This window comes from Mesorhizobium sp. 131-2-1, from assembly GCF_016756535.1.
In the GTDB taxonomy this organism is placed as follows: Bacteria; Pseudomonadota; Alphaproteobacteria; order Rhizobiales; family Rhizobiaceae; genus Mesorhizobium.
Genome location: NZ_AP023247.1, coordinates 4,281,106 through 4,300,124, shown reverse-complemented (window position 1 = coordinate 4,300,124; position 19,019 = coordinate 4,281,106). Strand labels below are relative to the sequence as shown.

General features: G+C 63.5%; 13 protein-coding genes. 7 read left to right on the top strand and 6 right to left on the bottom strand.

Going from position 1 to position 19,019, the window contains the following annotated elements; genetic code table 11:
* Positions 1-69 precede the first annotated feature (69 nt).
* Both JG743_RS20755 and JG743_RS20750 read left to right on the top strand, forming a co-directional pair.
* Positions 70-1,602, top strand: a complete 1,533-nt coding sequence (locus JG743_RS20755; protein WP_202292628.1) for a DHA2 family efflux MFS transporter permease subunit — start codon at positions 70-72, stop codon at positions 1,600-1,602.
* A 208-nt stretch (positions 1,603-1,810) separates the two neighbouring features.
* A complete protein-coding gene (locus JG743_RS20750; protein WP_202292627.1) occupies positions 1,811-4,498 on the top strand; it encodes an EAL domain-containing protein in 2,688 nt (895 codons plus the stop codon).
* Between the two features lie 56 nt (positions 4,499-4,554).
* On the opposite strand, the gene JG743_RS20745 is transcribed toward JG743_RS20750, so the two are convergent.
* The 5 genes from JG743_RS20745 to JG743_RS20725 form a co-directional block, all read right to left on the bottom strand.
* Positions 4,555-5,070 carry a CAP domain-containing protein gene (locus JG743_RS20745; protein ID WP_202292626.1) on the bottom strand — a complete coding sequence of 172 codons (516 nt, stop codon included), beginning with the start codon at positions 5,068-5,070 and terminating at the stop codon, positions 4,555-4,557.
* Between the two features lie 108 nt (positions 5,071-5,178).
* Complete coding sequence (locus tag JG743_RS20740) at positions 5,179-6,402, bottom strand: TadE/TadG family type IV pilus assembly protein (RefSeq protein WP_202292625.1); 1,224 nt, start codon at positions 6,400-6,402, stop codon at positions 5,179-5,181.
* A gap of 145 nt (positions 6,403-6,547) precedes the next feature.
* Positions 6,548-7,180: a LysE family translocator gene (locus JG743_RS20735; RefSeq protein WP_202292624.1), complete on the bottom strand. Its 633-nt coding sequence runs from the start codon at positions 7,178-7,180 to the stop codon at positions 6,548-6,550.
* A gap of 169 nt (positions 7,181-7,349) precedes the next feature.
* Positions 7,350-9,314: a TadE/TadG family type IV pilus assembly protein gene (locus JG743_RS20730; protein ID WP_202292623.1), complete on the bottom strand. Its 1,965-nt coding sequence runs from the start codon at positions 9,312-9,314 to the stop codon at positions 7,350-7,352.
* A gap of 196 nt (positions 9,315-9,510) precedes the next feature.
* Entirely contained in the window at positions 9,511-11,427 is a 1,917-nt protein-coding gene (locus tag JG743_RS20725; protein WP_244672839.1) for a pilus assembly protein TadG-related protein, read from the bottom strand.
* Positions 11,428-11,750: 323 nt separating this feature from the next.
* On the opposite strand from JG743_RS20725, the gene JG743_RS20720 reads away from it, so the two are divergent.
* Together JG743_RS20720 and JG743_RS20715 are read left to right on the top strand one after the other, a co-directional pair.
* Positions 11,751-12,611 carry a TIGR01459 family HAD-type hydrolase gene (locus JG743_RS20720; protein ID WP_202292622.1) on the top strand — a complete coding sequence of 287 codons (861 nt, stop codon included), beginning with the start codon at positions 11,751-11,753 and terminating at the stop codon, positions 12,609-12,611.
* 10 nt (positions 12,612-12,621) lie between these two features.
* Positions 12,622-13,614 (top strand): bifunctional riboflavin kinase/FAD synthetase, encoded by a 993-nt coding sequence (locus JG743_RS20715; protein ID WP_202292621.1) that lies wholly within the window; start codon positions 12,622-12,624, stop codon positions 13,612-13,614.
* A 1-nt stretch (position 13,615) separates the two neighbouring features.
* Here JG743_RS20715 and JG743_RS20710 read toward each other — a convergent pair whose 3' ends face one another.
* Positions 13,616-14,170: an HdeD family acid-resistance protein gene (locus JG743_RS20710; protein WP_202292620.1), complete on the bottom strand. Its 555-nt coding sequence runs from the start codon at positions 14,168-14,170 to the stop codon at positions 13,616-13,618.
* Positions 14,171-14,424: 254 nt separating this feature from the next.
* Between JG743_RS20710 and JG743_RS20705 the strand changes: the two genes are divergently transcribed.
* The 3 genes from JG743_RS20705 to ileS all read left to right on the top strand — a co-directional run bounded on the left by JG743_RS20705 (position 14,425) and on the right by ileS (position 18,948).
* Entirely contained in the window at positions 14,425-14,730 is a 306-nt protein-coding gene (locus JG743_RS20705) for a hypothetical protein (RefSeq protein WP_202292619.1), read from the top strand.
* Positions 14,731-14,941: 211 nt separating this feature from the next.
* Positions 14,942-15,739 carry a MipA/OmpV family protein gene (locus JG743_RS20700; RefSeq protein WP_202292618.1) on the top strand — a complete coding sequence of 266 codons (798 nt, stop codon included), beginning with the start codon at positions 14,942-14,944 and terminating at the stop codon, positions 15,737-15,739.
* Between the two features lie 233 nt (positions 15,740-15,972).
* Positions 15,973-18,948, top strand: coding sequence for an isoleucine--tRNA ligase (ileS, locus tag JG743_RS20695; RefSeq protein WP_202292617.1), 2,976 nt, complete (start codon positions 15,973-15,975; stop codon positions 18,946-18,948).
* The last annotated feature ends 71 nt before the right edge of the window (positions 18,949-19,019 follow it).

Below are 19,019 nucleotides of genomic sequence, written 5' to 3'. Positions count from 1 at the left end.
CAATGGAAGGCCTCGCCGCCCGGAAACCCTCGTGTACACGTTTTTGTTACCTGCTGGAAGTTCCGCATCATGAGCACGCCAGAACCCTTCAAGGAAGTGCCGCACCGCGGCCTGATCACCGTCGCGCTGATGCTGGCCACCGTCATGCAGGCGCTCGACACCACGATCGCCAATGTCGCGCTGCCGACCATGACCGGCGATCTCGGCGCCTCTCCGGACAACATCAACTGGGTGCTGACCTCCTACATCGTCGCCGCGGCGATCATGACGCCGGTCACCGGCTGGCTTGCCGACCGGCTCGGCCGCAAGGAGCTGTTCCTGACCGCCGTGGTCGGCTTCACCATTTTCTCGATGCTCTGCGGGCTGGCCTGGAGCCTCGAGACGATCGTGCTGTTCCGGCTGCTGCAAGGCGTGTTCGGCGCCGCGATCGTGCCGCTGTCGCAGACCTTCCTGCTCGACATCAACCCGAAGGAGCGCCACGGCCAGGCGATGGCGATCTGGGGCGCCGGCATCATGCTGGGGCCGATCCTCGGCCCGACACTCGGCGGCTGGTTGACCGAGAACTTCAATTGGCGCTGGGTGTTCTTCATCAACCTGCCGGTCGGCATCCTCGCCTTCCTCGGCATGGCCGCCTATCTGCCTGCCGTCGCCAAGCGCCTGCGCAGCTTCGATTTCTTCGGCTTCGCCATGATCTCGCTCGGCGTCGGCGCGCTGCAGCTGATGCTGGATCGCGGCGGCGAGGTCGACTGGTTCTCCTCGGTCGAGATCTGGATCGAGCTCGGCCTGGCCATCACCGGCTTCTGGGTGTTCACCATCCACACGGTGACGGCGGAGCATCCCTTCATCGATCCCAAGATATTCCTCGACCGCAATTTCGTGACCGGCCTGGCGTTCATCTTCGTCATGGGCGTGCTCATCCTGGCCTCGATGTCGCTCCTGCCGCCCATGCTGGCGAACATTTTCGGCTATCCGACCATGACCATCGGCGTCGTCATCGGTCCCCGCGGCATCGGCACGATGATTTCGATGCTGCTGGTCGGTCGCATCATGCACAGGGTCGATGCGAGGATCCTCGTCGTCATCGGCTTCCTTTTGACCGCGCAATCGCTCTACACCATGTCCAGCTTCTCGCCGCAGATGGACAACTGGCTGATCCTCAGCTCCGGCGTCATCCAGGGCCTGGGCATGGGCATGGTGTTCGTGCCGCTGTCGACGGTTGCCTTCGCTACGCTCGACGCGCGCTACCGCACCGATGCCACCGCGCTGTTCAGCCTGGTGCGCAATCTCGGCTCCTCGATCGGCGTGTCGGTGGTGACGGTTCTGCTGGTGCGCAACACGCAGGTCAACCACACCGAGCTCTCGGCCTTCATAAACCCGTTCAACCCCAATCTGTGGGCGGCCTCGCCGGCGGCCGCGAGCGGCGATCCGGCGGCGCTTTCGCAGGTCGATCGGCTGGTCAACATCCAGGCGATGATGATCTCCTACGTCAACGACTTCAAAATCCTGATGGTGATGACGCTGCTTGCCATCCCGTTCGTCTTCCTGCTGCGCAAGCCGAAGGCAGCGCCGGCGGGCGGCGCGCCAGCCGCGCATATGGACTGACACATGCGGATTGGCGCGACGGGAGCGGCCGCGCCTGCATCCGGAGCCCAAAATCGTGGCTCGGCAACAGCGCCAGGATTTTCGGATATCTACAACCGACCGCACCTGGTTCATCTACCATTAGTATATATCGATCACGATGCGGTCGCTTTTGGGTTGAGGGCGAGCCGTGTTGCTTTGTGCCGGCACCAAACTGGAGGAACTCTGTTTGGGCGAGAAATCATCCAGGAAAGCCGTCGAGACACCCGAGTCGGCCAACCTTGCGGCGCTGGCAAAGCTGACGATCGCTTCATACGAAACGCTCGAGCGCGATCTGCGAGGCAGGATCGCAACGCTCGAAGGGCAGGCGCTGCGATTTGAGACGGCGATCGACAACGTTTCGCAGGGCATCTGCTTTTTCGACGCCGCTGAACGGCTGATCCTGTGCAACCGCCGCTATGCGGAAATCTACCACATCGCGCCTGAGCAATTGCAGCCGGGGCTGACGCTCCGGGAAATCGTCGAACGTCGCGTCGTTGCCGGGACATCCGCGACCGATGCCGACGCCTATCTTGCATTGGCCCGCGCCGTCAATGCGGGCATGGCTCCAAGGGTATGGACAGCCAACCTCGCCGACGGTCGGAAAGTTCAGGTCTGCCATCAGCCTATGCCCGACGGCAGCTGGGTGGCCACGCATGAGGACATTACCGCGCTGGTTGCCAATCGACAGGTCGTCGACGAGCGCATCTCGCTGCAAACGCTGATCGACTGGGTGCCCGACTATCTCTGGGTCAAGGACACGGAGAGCCGCTTCGTCGTGGCGAACAGGGCTCTTGCGGTCGACAGCGGACGGCAGAAGACCAGTGACATGATCGGTTTGACCGATTTTGATCTCCATGCCCCGGAACTTGCACAGAAATTTCGCGCGGTGGAGCAGAAGGTGCTCAGCAGCGGGCAACCAATGATCGACAAGGAAGAGTTCATTGTCGACGCGTCCGGCACCGGCAAGTGGGTGTCATCGACGAAGGTGCCGCTGCGCAATGCCCAGAACGACATTATCGGTCTGGTTGGCATCGCTCACGATGTCACCGCGCGCAAGCAGGCGGACATCCTTCGGGATGGGCAGGCGCATATTCTCGAAATGATCGCGATGAGCGCCCTGCTCGAAGACGTGCTCGACCGTCTGATGCGCCTCGTCGAGTCGCAGTTGACGGGGATATTCGGTTCCGTCCTGCTGCTGGACAAGGACGGCAGCCATTTGCGGCACGGCGGCGCGCCGAGCCTGGCGAAGGATTATACCACTGCCATCGACGGCATCGCCATCGGCCCCAAGGTTGGATCATGTGGCACCGCCGTCTATCGGCGCGAGCCAGTCATCGTCGCAGACATCATGCAGGATCCGCTTTGGGAAGATTACCGCCAGGTGGTGGCGCCCTTCGGCTATCGTTCCTGCTGGTCGACCCCGATCCTGTCGCATCAAGGCGCCGTGCTGGGTGTCTTCGCCATGTATTCGATGACGGTGCGCGAACCGACCGAGGCCGAAACACGGCTGATAGACTTCACGACGCGCATTGCAGGGATCGCCATCGAGCGCAAATTGGCTGAAGACCAGATTCATTTCATGGCCAATCATGATGTGCTGACAGGGCTTCCAAATCGCGCTCTGCTCGAGGACCGGCTCTCGCAGGCTCTGCTCTATGCGCAGCGATATGATCGCTGGGTGACGGTGGTGTTCATCGATCTCGACAATTTCAAACTCGTCAATGATACGCTCGGTCACAATGCCGGTGACGTGCTGTTGAAGACCGTCGCCAACCGTATGGTCGAATGCGTAAGGCCAACCGACACCGTCGTGCGGCTTGGCGGCGACGAGTTCGTCATAGTTCTGTTCGACCAGCCGACGAACGTCGATCTGATCTCCGAGACCCTGCAAAAGATCCGGGCGGCGATCGCGGAGCCGGTTCATCTGGGAAGGCATCGGCTGAGGGCGACGGCCAGCATCGGCATCGCCAACTATCCCAAGGATGGGAAGAGTCCGGATCAGCTGCTGGCCAATGCCGATGCCGCAATGTACCGCGCGAAGGAATTCGGCCGCGACAATTTCCAGTTCTACGCTCCCGAGTTCAACACCAGGGCGCATGAGAAATTCCTGCTACAGGAGGAGTTGCGAAATGCCCTGGCTCGCTCGGAATTCATCCTGCTCTATCAGCCGCAAGTCGATCTTCGCTCAGGAGAGGTCTTTGCAGTCGAAGCCTTGCTGCGCTGGAAGCATCCGACACGAGGCATGGTGGCGCCGAACACATTCATTCCGACCGCCGAGGAGACCGGCCTGATCGTGCCGATCGGCGACTGGGTCCTGCACGAAGCCTGTCGGCAGAACAGGGCCTGGCAGGATGCCGGTCTTCCACCTTTGACCGTCTGCGTGAACGTCTCGGCGCGGCAATTCAGGGAACCGAACCTGATCGGCCGTGTCGTGAACGCACTGACGAACAGCGGCCTGGAGGCTAGGCATCTCGAGCTTGAGGTAACCGAAAGCCTTATCATGCAGGACGTTGAACTGGCGGTCGCAACGATGAACGCGTTGCAGAGCCTGGGCGTTCAGATATCGATCGACGATTTCGGAACCGGCTATTCCAGCCTCAGTGCGCTCAAGACGTTTCCCGTGGCGCGGCTGAAGATCGACAAGTCATTCATCAAGGATCTCGCCGCCGACGAGAACGATCAGGCTGTCGCCAGCGCCGTGATTTCATTGGGTCAAAATCTGCATCTGCGGGTCATCGCCGAGGGCGTCGAGACAGACGACCAGGTGGCCTTCCTGCGCAAGAACAATTGCGATGAAATGCAGGGCTATCATTTCAGCAGGCCGGTCTCGGCCGAGGGTATCGAGAAATTGCTCGGCGGCGAGCGCGGCGGTTGACGGCCGGGGCGTTCCTGTGTCGAGAACTCTGATGACAAACCGGAGATAGGCGAGGCCTATCTCCCGAGCACGAGGCTCCAGTAGCGCAGGCTCGGATCGCGGCCGTCGCGCACATAGGCGAGGCCGAAGCGGGAGAAGTCCGGGTCGAGCATGTTGCGGCGGTGGCCGTCCGAATGCATCCATATGTCGAACAGCTTCTGCAGGTCGAAACGGCCCTCGGCGATGTTCTCGCCTGCGGCGCCGCGCACGCCGTTGTCCTTCATGCGCGAGGCGAAGTCCTTGCCCCAGCCGGTGGTGTGGCTCATGCGGGCACGTGAGGCCATGTAGCCGGCTTGCTGCAAAGCTGCCTGCTCGAGCTGCCCGTCCGGAACCAGCGCCGGCAGGCCGGCGGAAGACCGGATGCCGGCGAGCGTCCCGGTGGCGGAGGAGGAGACGCCGGCGCCTTCGCCGGTCGGCAGCACTGTGGTGGAGCAGGCGGCGAGCCCGGCCAGCGCGGCAAGGCCCGCGCCCCTCAGCAGCAGGCGCCTGTTCAGCTTCGAGGGCTGGCGGTCTTTGATTCTAGCAACGGTCATGCCCGCCTCAGATAATGGCGATCATGGCTTTTGCCGGGCAAGGCGGGAGAAATCGCAAACCGTTATCGAAAGATGAGACAGAGACAGGTGCGGCGCGCGACCATCCGTTCACTTCACCAGCGTGATGAGGCGGCTGGCATACATGTCGCGACTTCCAAGCACGGCTGAGCAGTCCGTTTTGATGGACGAGTTTCCGGTCATCTGCACCGTCTTGCCGACGAGCCTCAGACAGTCTCCCTGGCCGCTCATGTCGGAGTTGCCGGCATAGGCAACGGGCGCGTCCGGCGCGTAGACGAAACCGCTGATCACGGAGTTTGCGCCGCCGTTCAGCGTTAGCGCCGACGTGTTCCCGTGATTCTGGAAAATCGTGATGCCTTTATAGGGGTCGCTGGTGGATGGAGAGAGGATCACCTTCTCATTGGCATTTATGTAGATCTGGGCGTCCTCCATGAGGAATATCGTCACGCCCTGGCCGGTCAGGCTGCCGTTCCCCCCGGGTTTGATGGTGGTGCCGCGCATGATGTAGACGCCCGGATTGAGCGTGATCTTTCCCGACAATGTCTTGTCGCAATAGGTGCCGGGCGACAGCGTGTAGGTTTTGCCGTTCGGGACCGGCAGGCACAATGTGTAGGCGGGCGGGACGACGTCCGCCAAGGGGTCGAAAGACGCATATTGACGTTCGAGCGGCGCTCCGCAGGTGAGATTGGCGCTGGGCAGCGAAAGTCCGGACGTGCCGCCGACGGTCGAGACGCATGCAGCCGTGACCAGCGCGGAGCCGCCTCTGCTGACGGCATCGGACGCGTCCGAGTTTGCCGCGATCACGCAACTGCTCATCGAGACATTGGTCGAGCCCTGCAGGCTTACCGCTGAAGACACATGCGGATCGAGCGCCAGCACGCAGGCCTTCGCGCCGGGGTCCATCTTGACCTTGGCCGAGCGGTTGGCGTTCCAGGAGGCCGCATCGCTGAGGAAGCTTGGCCGGCTGAGGCTGGATGAAAGCGAGATGTAGTAGCCGCTCGGGCTTCCGCTGGCGGCAGCAGAAAAGGCGGAGACGCTGTCCGAATATTCCTGCTCGTCGGCGGCGCGCATGTTGGCCGCGAAGAATGTCAGCCCAAGCGACTGGACGTCACTCGCCGTCATGCCGGCCGAGTACTTCGTCGCGACTGCAAGCCCGGCCGCGTCCAGCGAGTTCTGCAATTGCGCCGCGTCGTCGCTGGTGCCCACCAGATCGATGGTGCCGGCCACGCCGAGCATGATCGGCAGCATCGCTATGGCGGTCGCCATGGCGAAGTTGCCGCGCTCGGAGGCCCGGAAGCGCTTCAATGCGAACATTGCCCCTCGCCGAACTCTGCAAAGCTCAACTGTTACGGCAGGGGTCTCTACGACCAATTTAAGCAAATGATAAAATGCTTAAATTGTAAAATGCAGCGCGTTTGTTTCAGGACAGGTCGGCTTCACCTGAATGTCGGCACGCCCGTCAGCGCTGCGCCTCGGTCGCCATCCTCAGCGCCAGCGCCGCCAGCACCGTGCCCATCATCCAGCGCTGGATGACCATCCACAGCGGCCGTCCGGCGAGGAAGGTCGCGATCGAGCCGGCGGTCACCGCGATGATGGCGTTGACGGTGAGGCTGATCGAGATCTGGGTCACGCCAAGCACCAGCAGCTGCGACAGCACATGGCCCTTGGCCGGGTTGATGAACTGCGGCAGCAGCGAAAGGTAGAGCACCGCCACCTTCGGGTTGAGCAGGTTGGTCATCAGCCCCATGGCGAACAGCTTGCGCGGCCTGTCCCTCGGCAGCTCGCGCACCTCGAACGGCGAGCGCCCGCCGGGCCTCACAGCTTGCCAGGCGAGCCACAGGAGATAGAGCGCGCCGGCGATGCGCAGCAGGTCATAGGCGAAAGGCACGGCGAGCAGCAGCGCGGTGATGCCGAAGGCGGCCGAGACCACGTAGAACAGGAAGCCGCAGGCGACGCCGCCAAGCGAGATCAGCCCGGCCTTCGGCCCTTGCGACAGCGAACGCGAGACCAAGTAGAGCATGTTCGGTCCGGGCGTCAGCACCATGCCGAGGCAGACCAGCGCGAAGGCGAGGTGGTTGGCGATATCGGGCATCGATGCGTCTCCGGGCGGCTCGCCTGACATTTGCCTTGCTTCGCAAACAGGCACAAGGGCTTGGCTGTGCCGGGCCGTTGCGCCAGAAAATGCTCGTGGGGCAAGGCCCAGCTTGCGTTCGGTCGCACGCCCGCCGTCCCGCCAACGTCTCGGGTTTCAGAGAGGCTGCTCACCCGACGACGCGCAGGTTCGACAGCTCGTTGGCGATTTCCTTGAAATTGTCGGACAGCGTGGCGCCCGTCGCGTTCCAGAACAGCTTGGCCGGTTTGCTGGGATCGGTCGGATCCTTGCGGAAGCGGGAGTCGGAGGAGCAGGCCTTCAGCGCGTCCATCGCTTTCTTGTCGCCGGAATCCGTGGCCGACATGTCGAGCGCCACCGTCATCACCATGATGTTGGCAGCCTTGGCGTTGTCGCACAGGCTCGCCATCTGGTCGTTGAGCGCGGCGGTGTAGTTGCTGGACGTATAGTTGAACTGGCCGATGGCGCTCGACGTGCCGGTGAACAGCCGGGTCACCGCCGTGCCGTAATAGGCAAGGCCGGTGTAGCCATAGGCGGCATAGGTCGACTTGTTGCCGGCCGGGTCGCTGCTGACCGTCGAGTAGGTGTTCTCGCCGTCGGTGAGCACGATGACGACCTTGTCGTTGCCGCGCTCGCTCTCCGGCCGCCCTTCGGTGAAGGGCTCGGTACTCGACACGGTGCGCCAGCCCCAGGCCATGCCTTCCGGCACGTTGGTGTTGCCGTTGGGCTGCATCAGGTCGATCGCCGCCTTGATCGCCGTAAGCCCTGCCGCCTGGGTGACGTCGGTCAGCGGCGTGATCGGCGTCGTGGTGCAGCTGTAGTTGGGACCGGCGCCAGTCGACAGCACCGGCGCATTGATCGGCCGCGGCTGGAAATATTTGGCCATGTTGGACTGCCGCGTCTTGCCGGTGGTGCTCGACGGATCGTCGTTCCACCAGCTGTTGGCGGCGCCGTAGGTCACCGGCTTCGGCTCGTCCGGATCCTGCGTCAGGTACCAGTGGTTGCCGGGCTCGTCCGGCGCGAACATCGGCACGAACATGGTTGCCGGGTCGCCGACGCCGGTACCGGTGTTGTTGGGGCCGCCCGAGGCCGGCGCGTCATTGACATTGTAAGGGTAGGGACGGTCCTCGACGCAGCCCTGCCAGCTGGCGAACGGACCATAGGTGTCGTTGTAGTCATATTCGTCGTGGCTGCGCTTGCAGGTATGGTTCGAACGGTACTCGTCGCAGACGACGCGCTTGGAGCCGACGATACGCTCGTGGCTGGTGACCACCTTCATGTCGCGGTAGAGCGAGAAGCGGGTCAGCATCTGGCCTTCCTGCTCGCCCCATTCGGAGCCCTTCTTGTACCAGATGCCGTTGATCTTCTGCGCGTATTTGTTGGTGGCGTTCAACGTCGTCCAGTCGAAATTCTCGTGGTGGACCGGCGACAGGCCATAGGTGTCCATCCAGGAAGCGTTGTCGTTCTGCGTCCCGACATTCACCGAGGCGGCGAAGGGCACGATGCTGAACTGGACCGGCTTGTCGATCTGCTTGATCGCGGCCGCCTGCTGCGCCAGCGTGTCGACAAGCTGCTTGGCGGCCTGCTTGAGCAGGTCGATGCGCTTTTGCCCCGCGCCGGTGCCGAGGCTGCTCATCGAGCCGGAATTGTCGAGCACCATGGCGACTTCCAGCGTGTTCTTCAGCCGCACTTCCGAACATACGGAGTAGTCGACGTCGGAAGACTGTTTGTCGATCAGCATCGCCGCCGCCGGCAGGAAATAGGGCTTGTAGACCAGCGCCGCGCAAAGCTTCACTAGGCCGCCGCCGGTGGTGCTGCTGGGCAGAGTGACGCTGAGCGTGGTGTTGGCCGGATCGATACCGTCGCCGAGGTTGGCGTTGAAGAACTCCACCGCATAGGCCCTCAGCTGGTCGTCGGTGGCGCCTTCGGCAAGGCGGCGGGCGGTGGCGAAATTGGCGGCGTCGAGCGCGTTCACCACCCTCTGCTTCTCGTTGATCATGCCCGAATAGTCGACGCTCAGCGCCACGGCCCCCATCAGCGGGACCATGGCAAGCGCGGTCATGAGGGCATAGTTGCCGCCCCGATCGCGACAGAAGTCACGCCAAAATTCTCGCATTCTCGTAAGCGGCCCCGCCTGCGGATTCTTCACCCGGGCCACAGTTTCACAAAACGCTGAAGGACGGGTGTGCGAAACCGCTCGATTGTAGGGCGGGTGTTTCACCGAATGCTAACCAAGCGGAGCGGAGCATGATGCGACTCGAACCGAAAACGCCCCGCCGTCGGGCGGGGCGTTTGTAAGGCGGTTTCATCGGTCAGCTGACGATGCGCAGGTTCGACAGTTCGTCAGCGATTTCCTTGAAGCTTTTCGACAGCGTGGCGCCGGTCGCGTTCCAGTACAATTTGGCCGCTGTTTTGCCGGTCTGGTCGGCCGGGTCTTTTCGGAACCTCGAGTCCGAGGAACAGGTCTTCAGCGCGGTGATTGCGGCCTTCTCTGCGGATTTGGTTTCCACGAGGTCGAGCGAAACCGTCATCACGATGACGTTCGAATTCTTTGCATTGGCGCAGAGCGTCTGCATCTGCTCGTCGAGCGCCGTCGTATAGTTGGCGCCGGTGTAGGTCGTCTTGCCAACGGAAGCGCTGGTGTTCATGAACAGTCGGGTCACCGTGCCGGAGCCCGGATAGGTCAGGCCCGTGTAGCCGTACGCGGCGTAAGTCGACATGTTCTTGGCATAGGTGGCGTCGGCGATCGGGCTGTAGGTGTTGGCGCCGTCGGTCAGCACGATGACGACCTTGTCGTTGCCTCTTTCGGTGTTGGCCCTGCCGTCCGTGAAAGGCTCATTGCTAGACAGCACTCGCCAACCCCAAGCGAGCCCTTCCGGCACGTTGGTGTTGCCCGTCGGCGTCATCGCGCTGATGGCGTTTGTGATGGTGTTCTTGCCCGTGGTCGTGGTTATGTCCTGCAGCGGCGTGATGGCGGAAGTCGTGCACCCGGAATTGGGACCGCCGTCAGTCGGTTCCGCCGCCGCGTTGTAGGGCTTTGTGACGAAATACTTGCGCATATCCGCCTGGCGTTTTGCGACGGCCAGGCTGTCGGCCGAATCCACCCACCAATTGTTGGTGTAGCCCCATGACGTCGTGCTCGTGTGGGTGGAGTCGGTCCAGAAATTGCCGGCCTCGTCCGGAGCGAACATCGGGACGAACAGGCTGGCGGGCGTGGCCGTCGTCGGCGTCGTGTCGTCGACATTGTACGGATACGGCCTTGCTTCCACGCAGCCTTTCCAGGCTTGGTACTGGGCGGTGGTGTCGACATAAGTCTGACACGTGCCGTGGTTTTTCTTGGTGCAGGTTCGCGTCGTGGCCATCATATCCTGGTAGAGAGTGAAGCGGGTCATTGCCTTCCCCGTATCCGCGCCCCAGCCGCTGCCCCTCTGGTAGTAGGCGGCGCCAACTTTCTCGATGTATTTGTTCGGATCGACGCCGGAGACGGTCTTGTACATCTGGGTCCAGTCGAAATTCTCATGATGTACCGGCGAGATGCCGCCGAGATCCATCCAGGTCTTGTCCTTGTTGGCTGAGCCGACATTAACCGAGGCCGAAAACGGAACCAGGGCGAACTGTACCGGTTTGGTGACCTGCTTCATTTGCGCGGCCTGCAGGGCCAACGTGTTGACGAGTTCTGTTGCGGCGGTTTTGAGCAACTCTATTCGCTGTTGGCCGGTACCGGATCCATTCGTGCTCATCGAGCCAGAATTGTCGAGCACCAGGGCAACTTCCAGGGTGTTCTTCAGTCGAACTTCCGAGCATGCGGTCAAGCTTCGATCGCTGACGGTCCTGCCGATCAGCATTGCGGCAGCCGGCAGGAAAAACGGATGGTAGCGCAGGTTCGCGCAAAGCTTCAGCGTACCGCCGCCGGTATTGTTGCTGGGCAAGGTGACGCTCAGCGTGGTGTCGGCCGGGCTGACATGCGCCAGATTGGCTTCGAAGAAGTTCTTCGCATAAGCCTTGGCATCGGCATCGCTTACATTGGCGACGATCTGCTGCGCCGTGGCGACGCCGGCGGCATCGAGCGCATTCAACGTTTCCTGCTTTTGGCGCAATAGTTCCGTATAGTCGACCGCCATTGCTACGCCGCCCATTATGGGCACCATGGCGATGGCGGCGATCAGGGCATAGTTGCCCCGCCTGTCGCGCACGAAGCCGCGGATCATCGCTCCGAATCTGCGGATCATAGCCTTTAGCCCCCCGCTAATGTACGACCTTAGTCGTAGTTGATCTGCGACCATGCGCATAGATCGTTAAATTTCAGGTTGCTCGATTGCATCCAACATCAACCTGCGTTTTCAAAGCTCGTTAACTATCGGGCTTGCGGCGCGGGTGCCGAGGGCCTGGAAATTCCACCGAGAACGCGGGTCTTGCGCCCGGCATCGGTCCTGCGGTGGCGGCCACTGTCTGCCGAAAGCTGGTGACAGGATGAGGCGCTTCGGTTAATGCGGGACCGGCCGCGGCGGACCGTCGGCGGCGGCTATCGCAACGATCACCCAGGGAAAACGGCATGGCGGATTCGCCCGACATCATCGGCTCGCTCGCGGACCTGTCGGGCGCCTATTCGGCCATCCTGTGCGATGTCTGGGGCGTGGTGCACAATGGCGAATGGCATTTCCCGCAGGCCGCGCAGGCCCTGGCCGCGGCGCGCGCTGCTCGCGTCCCCATCGTGCTGATCACCAATTCGCCGCGCCGCTCCGCCGACGTGGCGGCGCAGATGAATGCGATCGGCGTTCCCGCTGACGCCTATGACCGCATCGTCACCTCCGGCGACGTCACCCGCGACCTCATCGCCGAGGGGCCGAGAAAAATCTTCCACATCGGCCCCGACCGCGATTTCACCCTCTATGACGGGCTCGGCGTCGATCTGGTCGAGGAATTCGAGGCTTCCGGCGTGGTCTGCACCGGTCTCTTCGACGACGAGGTGGAAAAGCCTTCCGACTATGCCGAATTGCTGCGGCGGCTGCGCGCCCGCGACCTGCCGTTCATCTGCGCCAATCCCGACATCGTGGTCGAGCGCGGCGAGCGCATGATCTGGTGCGCCGGCGCGCTTGCCCGCGACTACGCCCAGCTTGGCGGACGAACGCTCATTGCCGGCAAGCCATACGCGCCGATCTACGACGTTGCCATGAAAGAGGTTGCCGGCCTGCTCGGCCGCCCGGTCGAACGTTCGCGGGTGCTGGCCATCGGCGACGGCATGATGACCGACATCAAGGGCGCGGCCGACAATGGCTTCGACGTCCTCTATGTCTCGGGCGGCATCCATGCCCGCGACTATGGCGATCCGCTCCAGCCCGACCCCGAGAGGCTAGCCGCCTTCCTCGACAAGCACGGCTACCGTCCGGTCGCGGTCATTCCGAGACTGCAATAGGGGGCGTTCCATGACGGAAACCTCGCAGAGCTTCGCACGCATCTCCGCGACGTCGCCGCTGCCGGCCCAATTGCGCGGCGGCGTGGTGGCGATCGGTAATTTCGACGGCGTCCATCGCGGCCATCAGGCCGTGCTTGAGCGCGCGCTGGCCGAGGCACGCCGCCGCGGCGCGCCGGCCTTGGTGCTGAGCTTCGAGCCGCATCCGCGAAAGGTCTTCCGCCCCGAGATCCCGCTCTTCGTGCTGACGCCGCCGCCGATGAAGGCGCGGCTCCTGTCGCTTCTCGGCTTCGCAGCTCTGGTCGAGCAGCCCTTCACCCGCGATTTCGCCTCGCTCTCGGCGGAAGCCTTCGTGACCGGGATTCTGGAGAGGAATCTCGGCATCGCGCACACCGTCACCGGCTTCGATTTCCACTTCGGCAAGGATCGCCAGGGCGGCCCCGCCTTTCTGATGGCCGCCGGCGAGCGCCACGGCTTCGGCGTGACGCTGGTCGATGCCTTTCGCGACGAGGGCGCTGAAGTGATCTCGTCCAGCCGCATCCGCGCGCTTCTTGGCGAAGGCGCCGTGGCCGAGGCCGCAGGCCTGCTCGGCTACCGCTTCACCGTCGAAAGCGAGGTGATCGGCGGCCAGCAGCTCGGCCGCACGCTGGGATTCCCGACCGCCAACATGAGGCTTTCGCCGGAAGCTTCACTCAAGGAAGGGGTTTATGCCGTCCGGTTCCGCCGCGCCGACGGCACGCTGCATGACGGTGTCGCCAGCTTCGGCCGTCGCCCCACCGTCGATGACAATGGTGCGCCGCTGCTTGAAACCTTCGTCTTCGACTTCACCGGCGACCTCTACGGCGAGACCTGCGAGGTCTCGTTCTTCGGCTTCCTGCGGCCCGAGCTGAAGTTCGACGGGCTGGACCCGCTGGTCGCGCAGATGAAACGCGACGAGGCCGAGGCGCGGGCGCTGCTCGCCGGCGTCAGGCCGCTCTCGGAGCTGGACGCGGCCGTGGCGTTCTGAACTATCTCTTCAGCGCCAGCCCGAGGGCAATGAAGGTCCATCCCTGGAAAACGAGGTCGATGGCCAGGAACAGGCCGAGCACCCACATGCTGTTGACCGGCCAGCGCATGGCGATGATCAAGCCGAGCAGGATGGTGATGATGCCGGCCGCGAGCAGCCAGCCCCAGCCTTGCTCCGGCCGGTGATTGAAGGCCACCCAGGCTCTCAGGGCTCCGGAAGCGACGAGCGCGATCGCCAACAGTAGCGTCAGCACCGCGGAGGCAAGCAGCGGGTTGTCGAAGGCGAAGAAGCCGGCGATGGCGTAGAGCAGGCCGCTCCCCAGCCAGTAGAAGAAGCGCCCCCAGGTCTTGACCCCGAAGGCATGGATGATCTCGATCACGCCCGCCATCAGCATCAGCCAGCCGACGACATAGACCGAGGCCACCGTGGCGATGAACAGATTGCCGAAGGCGATGCCGCCGAAGATCAAGAGCAGCACGCCAAGCGCCACGAACCATCCCCATTTGTCCCGCGTCCTGCCGATTGCGTCTTTCAGGGCATCGCCTTGCAAGGTCATCACCGCATCTCCTCGGGAAGTCGCGGACGCGACGCGCGCCGGACAAATTTCTTTCCAGAACCGCGCCGCGAAGGTAACGCCGATGGCCCTTCCCGTCCAGCGAGCGGGGCGCCATGGGCACACGCGGGCGACGAGCGAATCCCCCCGGGAGCCGGCTCTTCATCAATCCTTCACCATAGGGATAGAGGTTCTGGAACCTTCCCGATCGCCGCCGATTTCTGGGTTTCCGTCAATCCAATCGAGGCGTCTTCCCTATGAAGGTCACCGCAGCAGGAATCGACCGCATCAAGATCGGCAACGCGGACGCGAGCGGCCAGGGCGCGCATTTCGTCGTCTGGCTTTATCTTCAGGTCGACGAAGGCGGCATGCAGACCGGGCAGGAACTGGTGGTGTCCTTGCCGTACGACGCCAAGATGACGTTCGACGATCTCGCCTCCCAGGCCTTTGAGAAGGCGCACGCCATGCTTCGCGCCTGCTGCGAGATAGATGAGTCGATGTGGTGGAAGCAGTTCAACCGCAGCCTGGCGCCGCTGCCCGAATGGACGTCCGGCGCGCAGTAAGGACGAATGCCGCCCGGCATTGCCGCTTTGTGCTGCGGAATGCGGTGCCGGGCTGAGCATCGCTGCCCGGCCACGACGGCTTCCGGCGCCCGGCGGACGTCCCGTAACCGCCGCCATTGTTACAGATTTTAAGTCAAATTTTACCGAACCCGCGCCATGGCTTGAGCGCTGCCGGTTGTTTGCGCCGGTGTGTTTCGCGTATGGGGTAACGATGCGTATTGTCCGGGCGATTCCGCTGGTTCTGACCGCCGTCCTGCTGGGTGTCCCAGCTGCCGAGGCGGGTGAGGGCAGCTGGATTTCGGGCGACTGGTACCTGACGCTCGGCGCCACCGGCCTGGTCGCGCCGAATTTCGAGGGCGGCAAGAAGTACATGCTCAGCGCCCAGCCGATCATCTCTCTGGGCAAGGCAGGGCCCGAGGCACGCTTCACCTCGCGCAACGACAACATCTCGCTGGCCCTGATCGATGACGGCAGCGTGCGCGCCGGCCTGACCGGCAAGTTCCTGTTCTCCCGTAGCAGCAAGGATGAACTGGCAGGGCTCGACCCCGTGCGCTGGGGTGGCGAGGTCGGCGGTTTCTTCGAATTCTATCCGCTCGACTGGGTGCGGGCGCGGGCCGAGCTGCGGCACGGCATTCGCGCCCATGACGGCTTCGTCGCCGACATCGCGGCCGACGCCTTCTACGACGTCACGCCCACGGTCCGTATCTCCGGCGGACCGCGCGTCTCCTTCGCCTCGTCGGGCTATTTCGATGCCTATTACGGCGTCAACGCCACGGAGGCGGCGGCTTCCGGCCTCAGCGAATACCATCCGGGCGGCGGCTTGAAGTCGACAGGCCTCGGCGGCGCGATCACCTGGAAGGTGACGGAGCCGATGACGGCCAGCCTCTTCACCGAATATTCGCGCCTGATGGGGCCGGCGGCCGATTCCAGCCTGGTCAAGGAGCGCGGCGACCGCAACCAATGGACCGTCGGCGTCTCGACCACCTATCGCTTCGACTTTTCAATGTAGCCGTCTGAACTCCGCGCTTTATTCCTGCTGACTAATCCGCTAAAAGCCCGGCCATGACGAGCTTTTCGCGCCTGTTTGCGATCGCGATACGAATTACGAGCCCGGTGTTCCGGGTGGCCTGAGCGCCGCCGGAGCCGCCGGGACGTTTGCGCGTGGCCCTCGCGCTTTTTCCAGATGATGATAGTTCAACGCCCCGAGCTTTCCCGCCGCCGGGCAATGCACATGGCAGACCAATGACCGATACCGCTGAAACCATCGACTATTCCCGCACGCTCTACCTGCCGCAGACGGACTTCCCGATGCGCGCCGGCTTGCCCGAGAAGGAGCCGGCGCTGGTCAAGCGCTGGCAGGACATGGACCTCTACCGCAAGCTGCGCGAGGACGCGGCCGGCCGCGAGAAATTCGTGCTGCATGACGGCCCGCCCTACGCCAACGGCAACATCCATATCGGCCATGCGCTGAACAAGATCCTCAAGGACGTCATCAACCGCTCCTTCCAGATGCGCGGCTACGACGCCAACTACGTGCCCGGCTGGGACTGCCACGGCCTGCCGATCGAATGGAAGATCGAGGAACAGTACCGCGCCAAGGGTAAGAACAAGGACGAGGTGCCGGTCAACGAGTTCCGCAAGGAATGCCGTGACTTCGCCACGCACTGGATCAAGGTGCAGGGCGGCGAGTTCCAGCGGCTGGGCGTCGTCGGCGATTTCGACAACCCCTACACGACGATGGCCTTCCATGCCGAGTCGCGCATCGCCGGCGAGCTGTTGAAATTCGCCATGTCGGGCCAGCTCTACCGCGGCTCGAAGCCGGTCATGTGGAGCGTCGTCGAGCGCACGGCGCTTGCCGAGGCCGAGGTCGAGTACCAGGACTATGAGAGCGACACGATCTGGGTGAAATTCCCGGTCGCGAACCTTGCGCGCCCGGTCACCGGCGCCGAGGACGCGGCTGCGGCGGCGCTGTCGGAATCCTCGCTCGACCTGCTCGAGGCCCATGTCGTCATCTGGACGACAACGCCCTGGACGCTGCCCGGCAACCGCGCCGTCAGCTATTCGCCGCGCGTCGCCTATGGTCTCTACGAGGTGACAGCGGCCGAGAACGCGTTCGGCCCGCAGCCCGGCGAGAAGCTGATTTTCGCCGACGCGCTGGCCGAGGACGCCGCCGCCAAGGCCAAGGTGACATTGGCGCGCCTTCACGACGTTTCGGCCGAACAGCTTGCCAGCCTGACGCTTTCGCATCCGTTCAGGGGGCTGGCCGACGGCTATCAATTCCCCGTGCCGATGATCGCCGGCGAGCATGTCACCGACGATGCCGGTACCGGCTTCGTGCACACCGCGCCCAGCCACGGTCGCGAGGACTTCGACGCCTGGATGGACGCTGTGGCGGACCTGCTCAAGCGCGGCGTCGACACCACGATCCCGTTCCCGGTCGATGATGCCGGCTTCTTCACCAAGGACGCGCCGGGCTTCGGCCCGGACCGCGACGGCGGGCCGGCGCGCGTCATCGACGACAACGGCAAGAAGGGCAACGCCAACCAGGCGGTGATCGACGAGCTCATCAAGCGCAACGCGCTGTTCGCGCGCGGCCGCCTGAAGCACTCCTATCCGCATTCCTGGAGGTCCAAAAAGCCGATCATCTTCCGCAACACGCCGCAATGGTTCGTCTATATGGACAAGGACCTCGGCGACGGCACGACGCTGCGCAGCCGCGCGCTGAAGGCGATCGACGACACCCGCTTCGTGCCCTCGGCCGGCCAGAACCGCATCCGCGCCATGATCGAGGAGCGCCCGGACTGGGTGCTGTCGCGCCAGCGCGCCTGGGGTGTGCCGATCGCCGTCTTCGCCGACGTCGACGGCAATGTGCTGAAGGACGAAGAGGTCAACCAGCGCATCATGGACGCCTTCGAGAAGGAGGGCGCCGACGCCTGGTTCGCCGACGGTGCCAAGCAGCGCTTCCTCGGCAATCACGATGCCTCGCAATGGCATCAGGTGATGGACATCCTCGACGTCTGGTTCGATTCGGGCTCGACGCATGTCTTCACGCTGGAGGACCGCCCGGACCTGAAATGGCCGGCCGACGTCTATCTCGAAGGCTCCGACCAGCATCGCGGCTGGTTCCATTCCTCGCTGCTGGAAAGCTGCGCCACCAGGGGCAGGGCGCCCTACGAGACCGTCGTCACCCATGGTTTCACCATGGATGAGGAGGGGCGGAAAATGTCGAAATCGCTCGGCAACACCGTCGTGCCGCAGGACGTCATCAAGCAGTCGGGCGCCGATATCTTGCGGCTCTGGGTGGTGACGACCGACTACTGGGAAGACCAGCGGCTCGGCAAGAACGTGCTGCAGACCAACATCGACGCCTACCGCAAGCTCAGGAACACCATCCGCTGGATGCTGGGCACGCTCGCCCATGACGATGGTGAGGAGGTGCCGCTAGACAAGATGCCGGAGCTGGAGCGGCTGATGCTGCACCGGCTGTCCGAGCTCGACGAGGTGGTGCGCCAGGGCTACGACGCCTTCGAGTTCAAGCGCATCACGCGCGCGCTGCTCGACTTCATGGTTGTCGAGCTGTCGGCCTTCTATTTCGACATCCGCAAGGACGCGCTCTACTGCGACGCCCCCTCCAGCGTCAGGCGCAAGGCCGCCGTGCAGGTGGTGCGCCACCTGTTCGACTGCCTGGTGAAATGGCTGGCGCCGATGCTGCCCTTCACCACCGAGGAGGCCTGGCTCGACCGTCACCCGGATGCCGTCTCGCTGCACCTCGACCAGTTCCAGCAGATCCCGGCGGACTGGCGCAACGAGGCGCTGGCGGAGAAGTGGCGCAAGGTCAGGCAGGTGCGCCGCGTCGTCACCGGCGCGCTGGAGATCGCGCGCGCCGAGAAACTGATCGGCTCCTCGCTGGAAGCCGTGCCCGTCCTCACTCTCGATGACGCCGCTCTGGAAGCGGCGATATCGGATGTCGACATGGCCGAAATGGCGATCACCAGCGATCTCATCATCGCCAAAGGCAAGGCGCCGGATGACGCGTTCACGCTGGACGACGTCAAGGGCGTGGCGGTGGTGGTCGAGAAAGCCGAGGATCGCGGGCTGAAGAAATGCGCGCGCTCATGGCGCTACACCGCCGATGTCGGCCAGGACAAGGCATTCCCCGATGTTTCGGCCAGGGATGCGGCGGTGCTGCATGAGCTGAAAGCGCTCGGGCGGCTTTAAGGCCGTCAAACAAGTGCACAAATGCCACGCCGGGCGGTCCAAAACCGCCCGTGCGTTGCCCTTAACGGGTG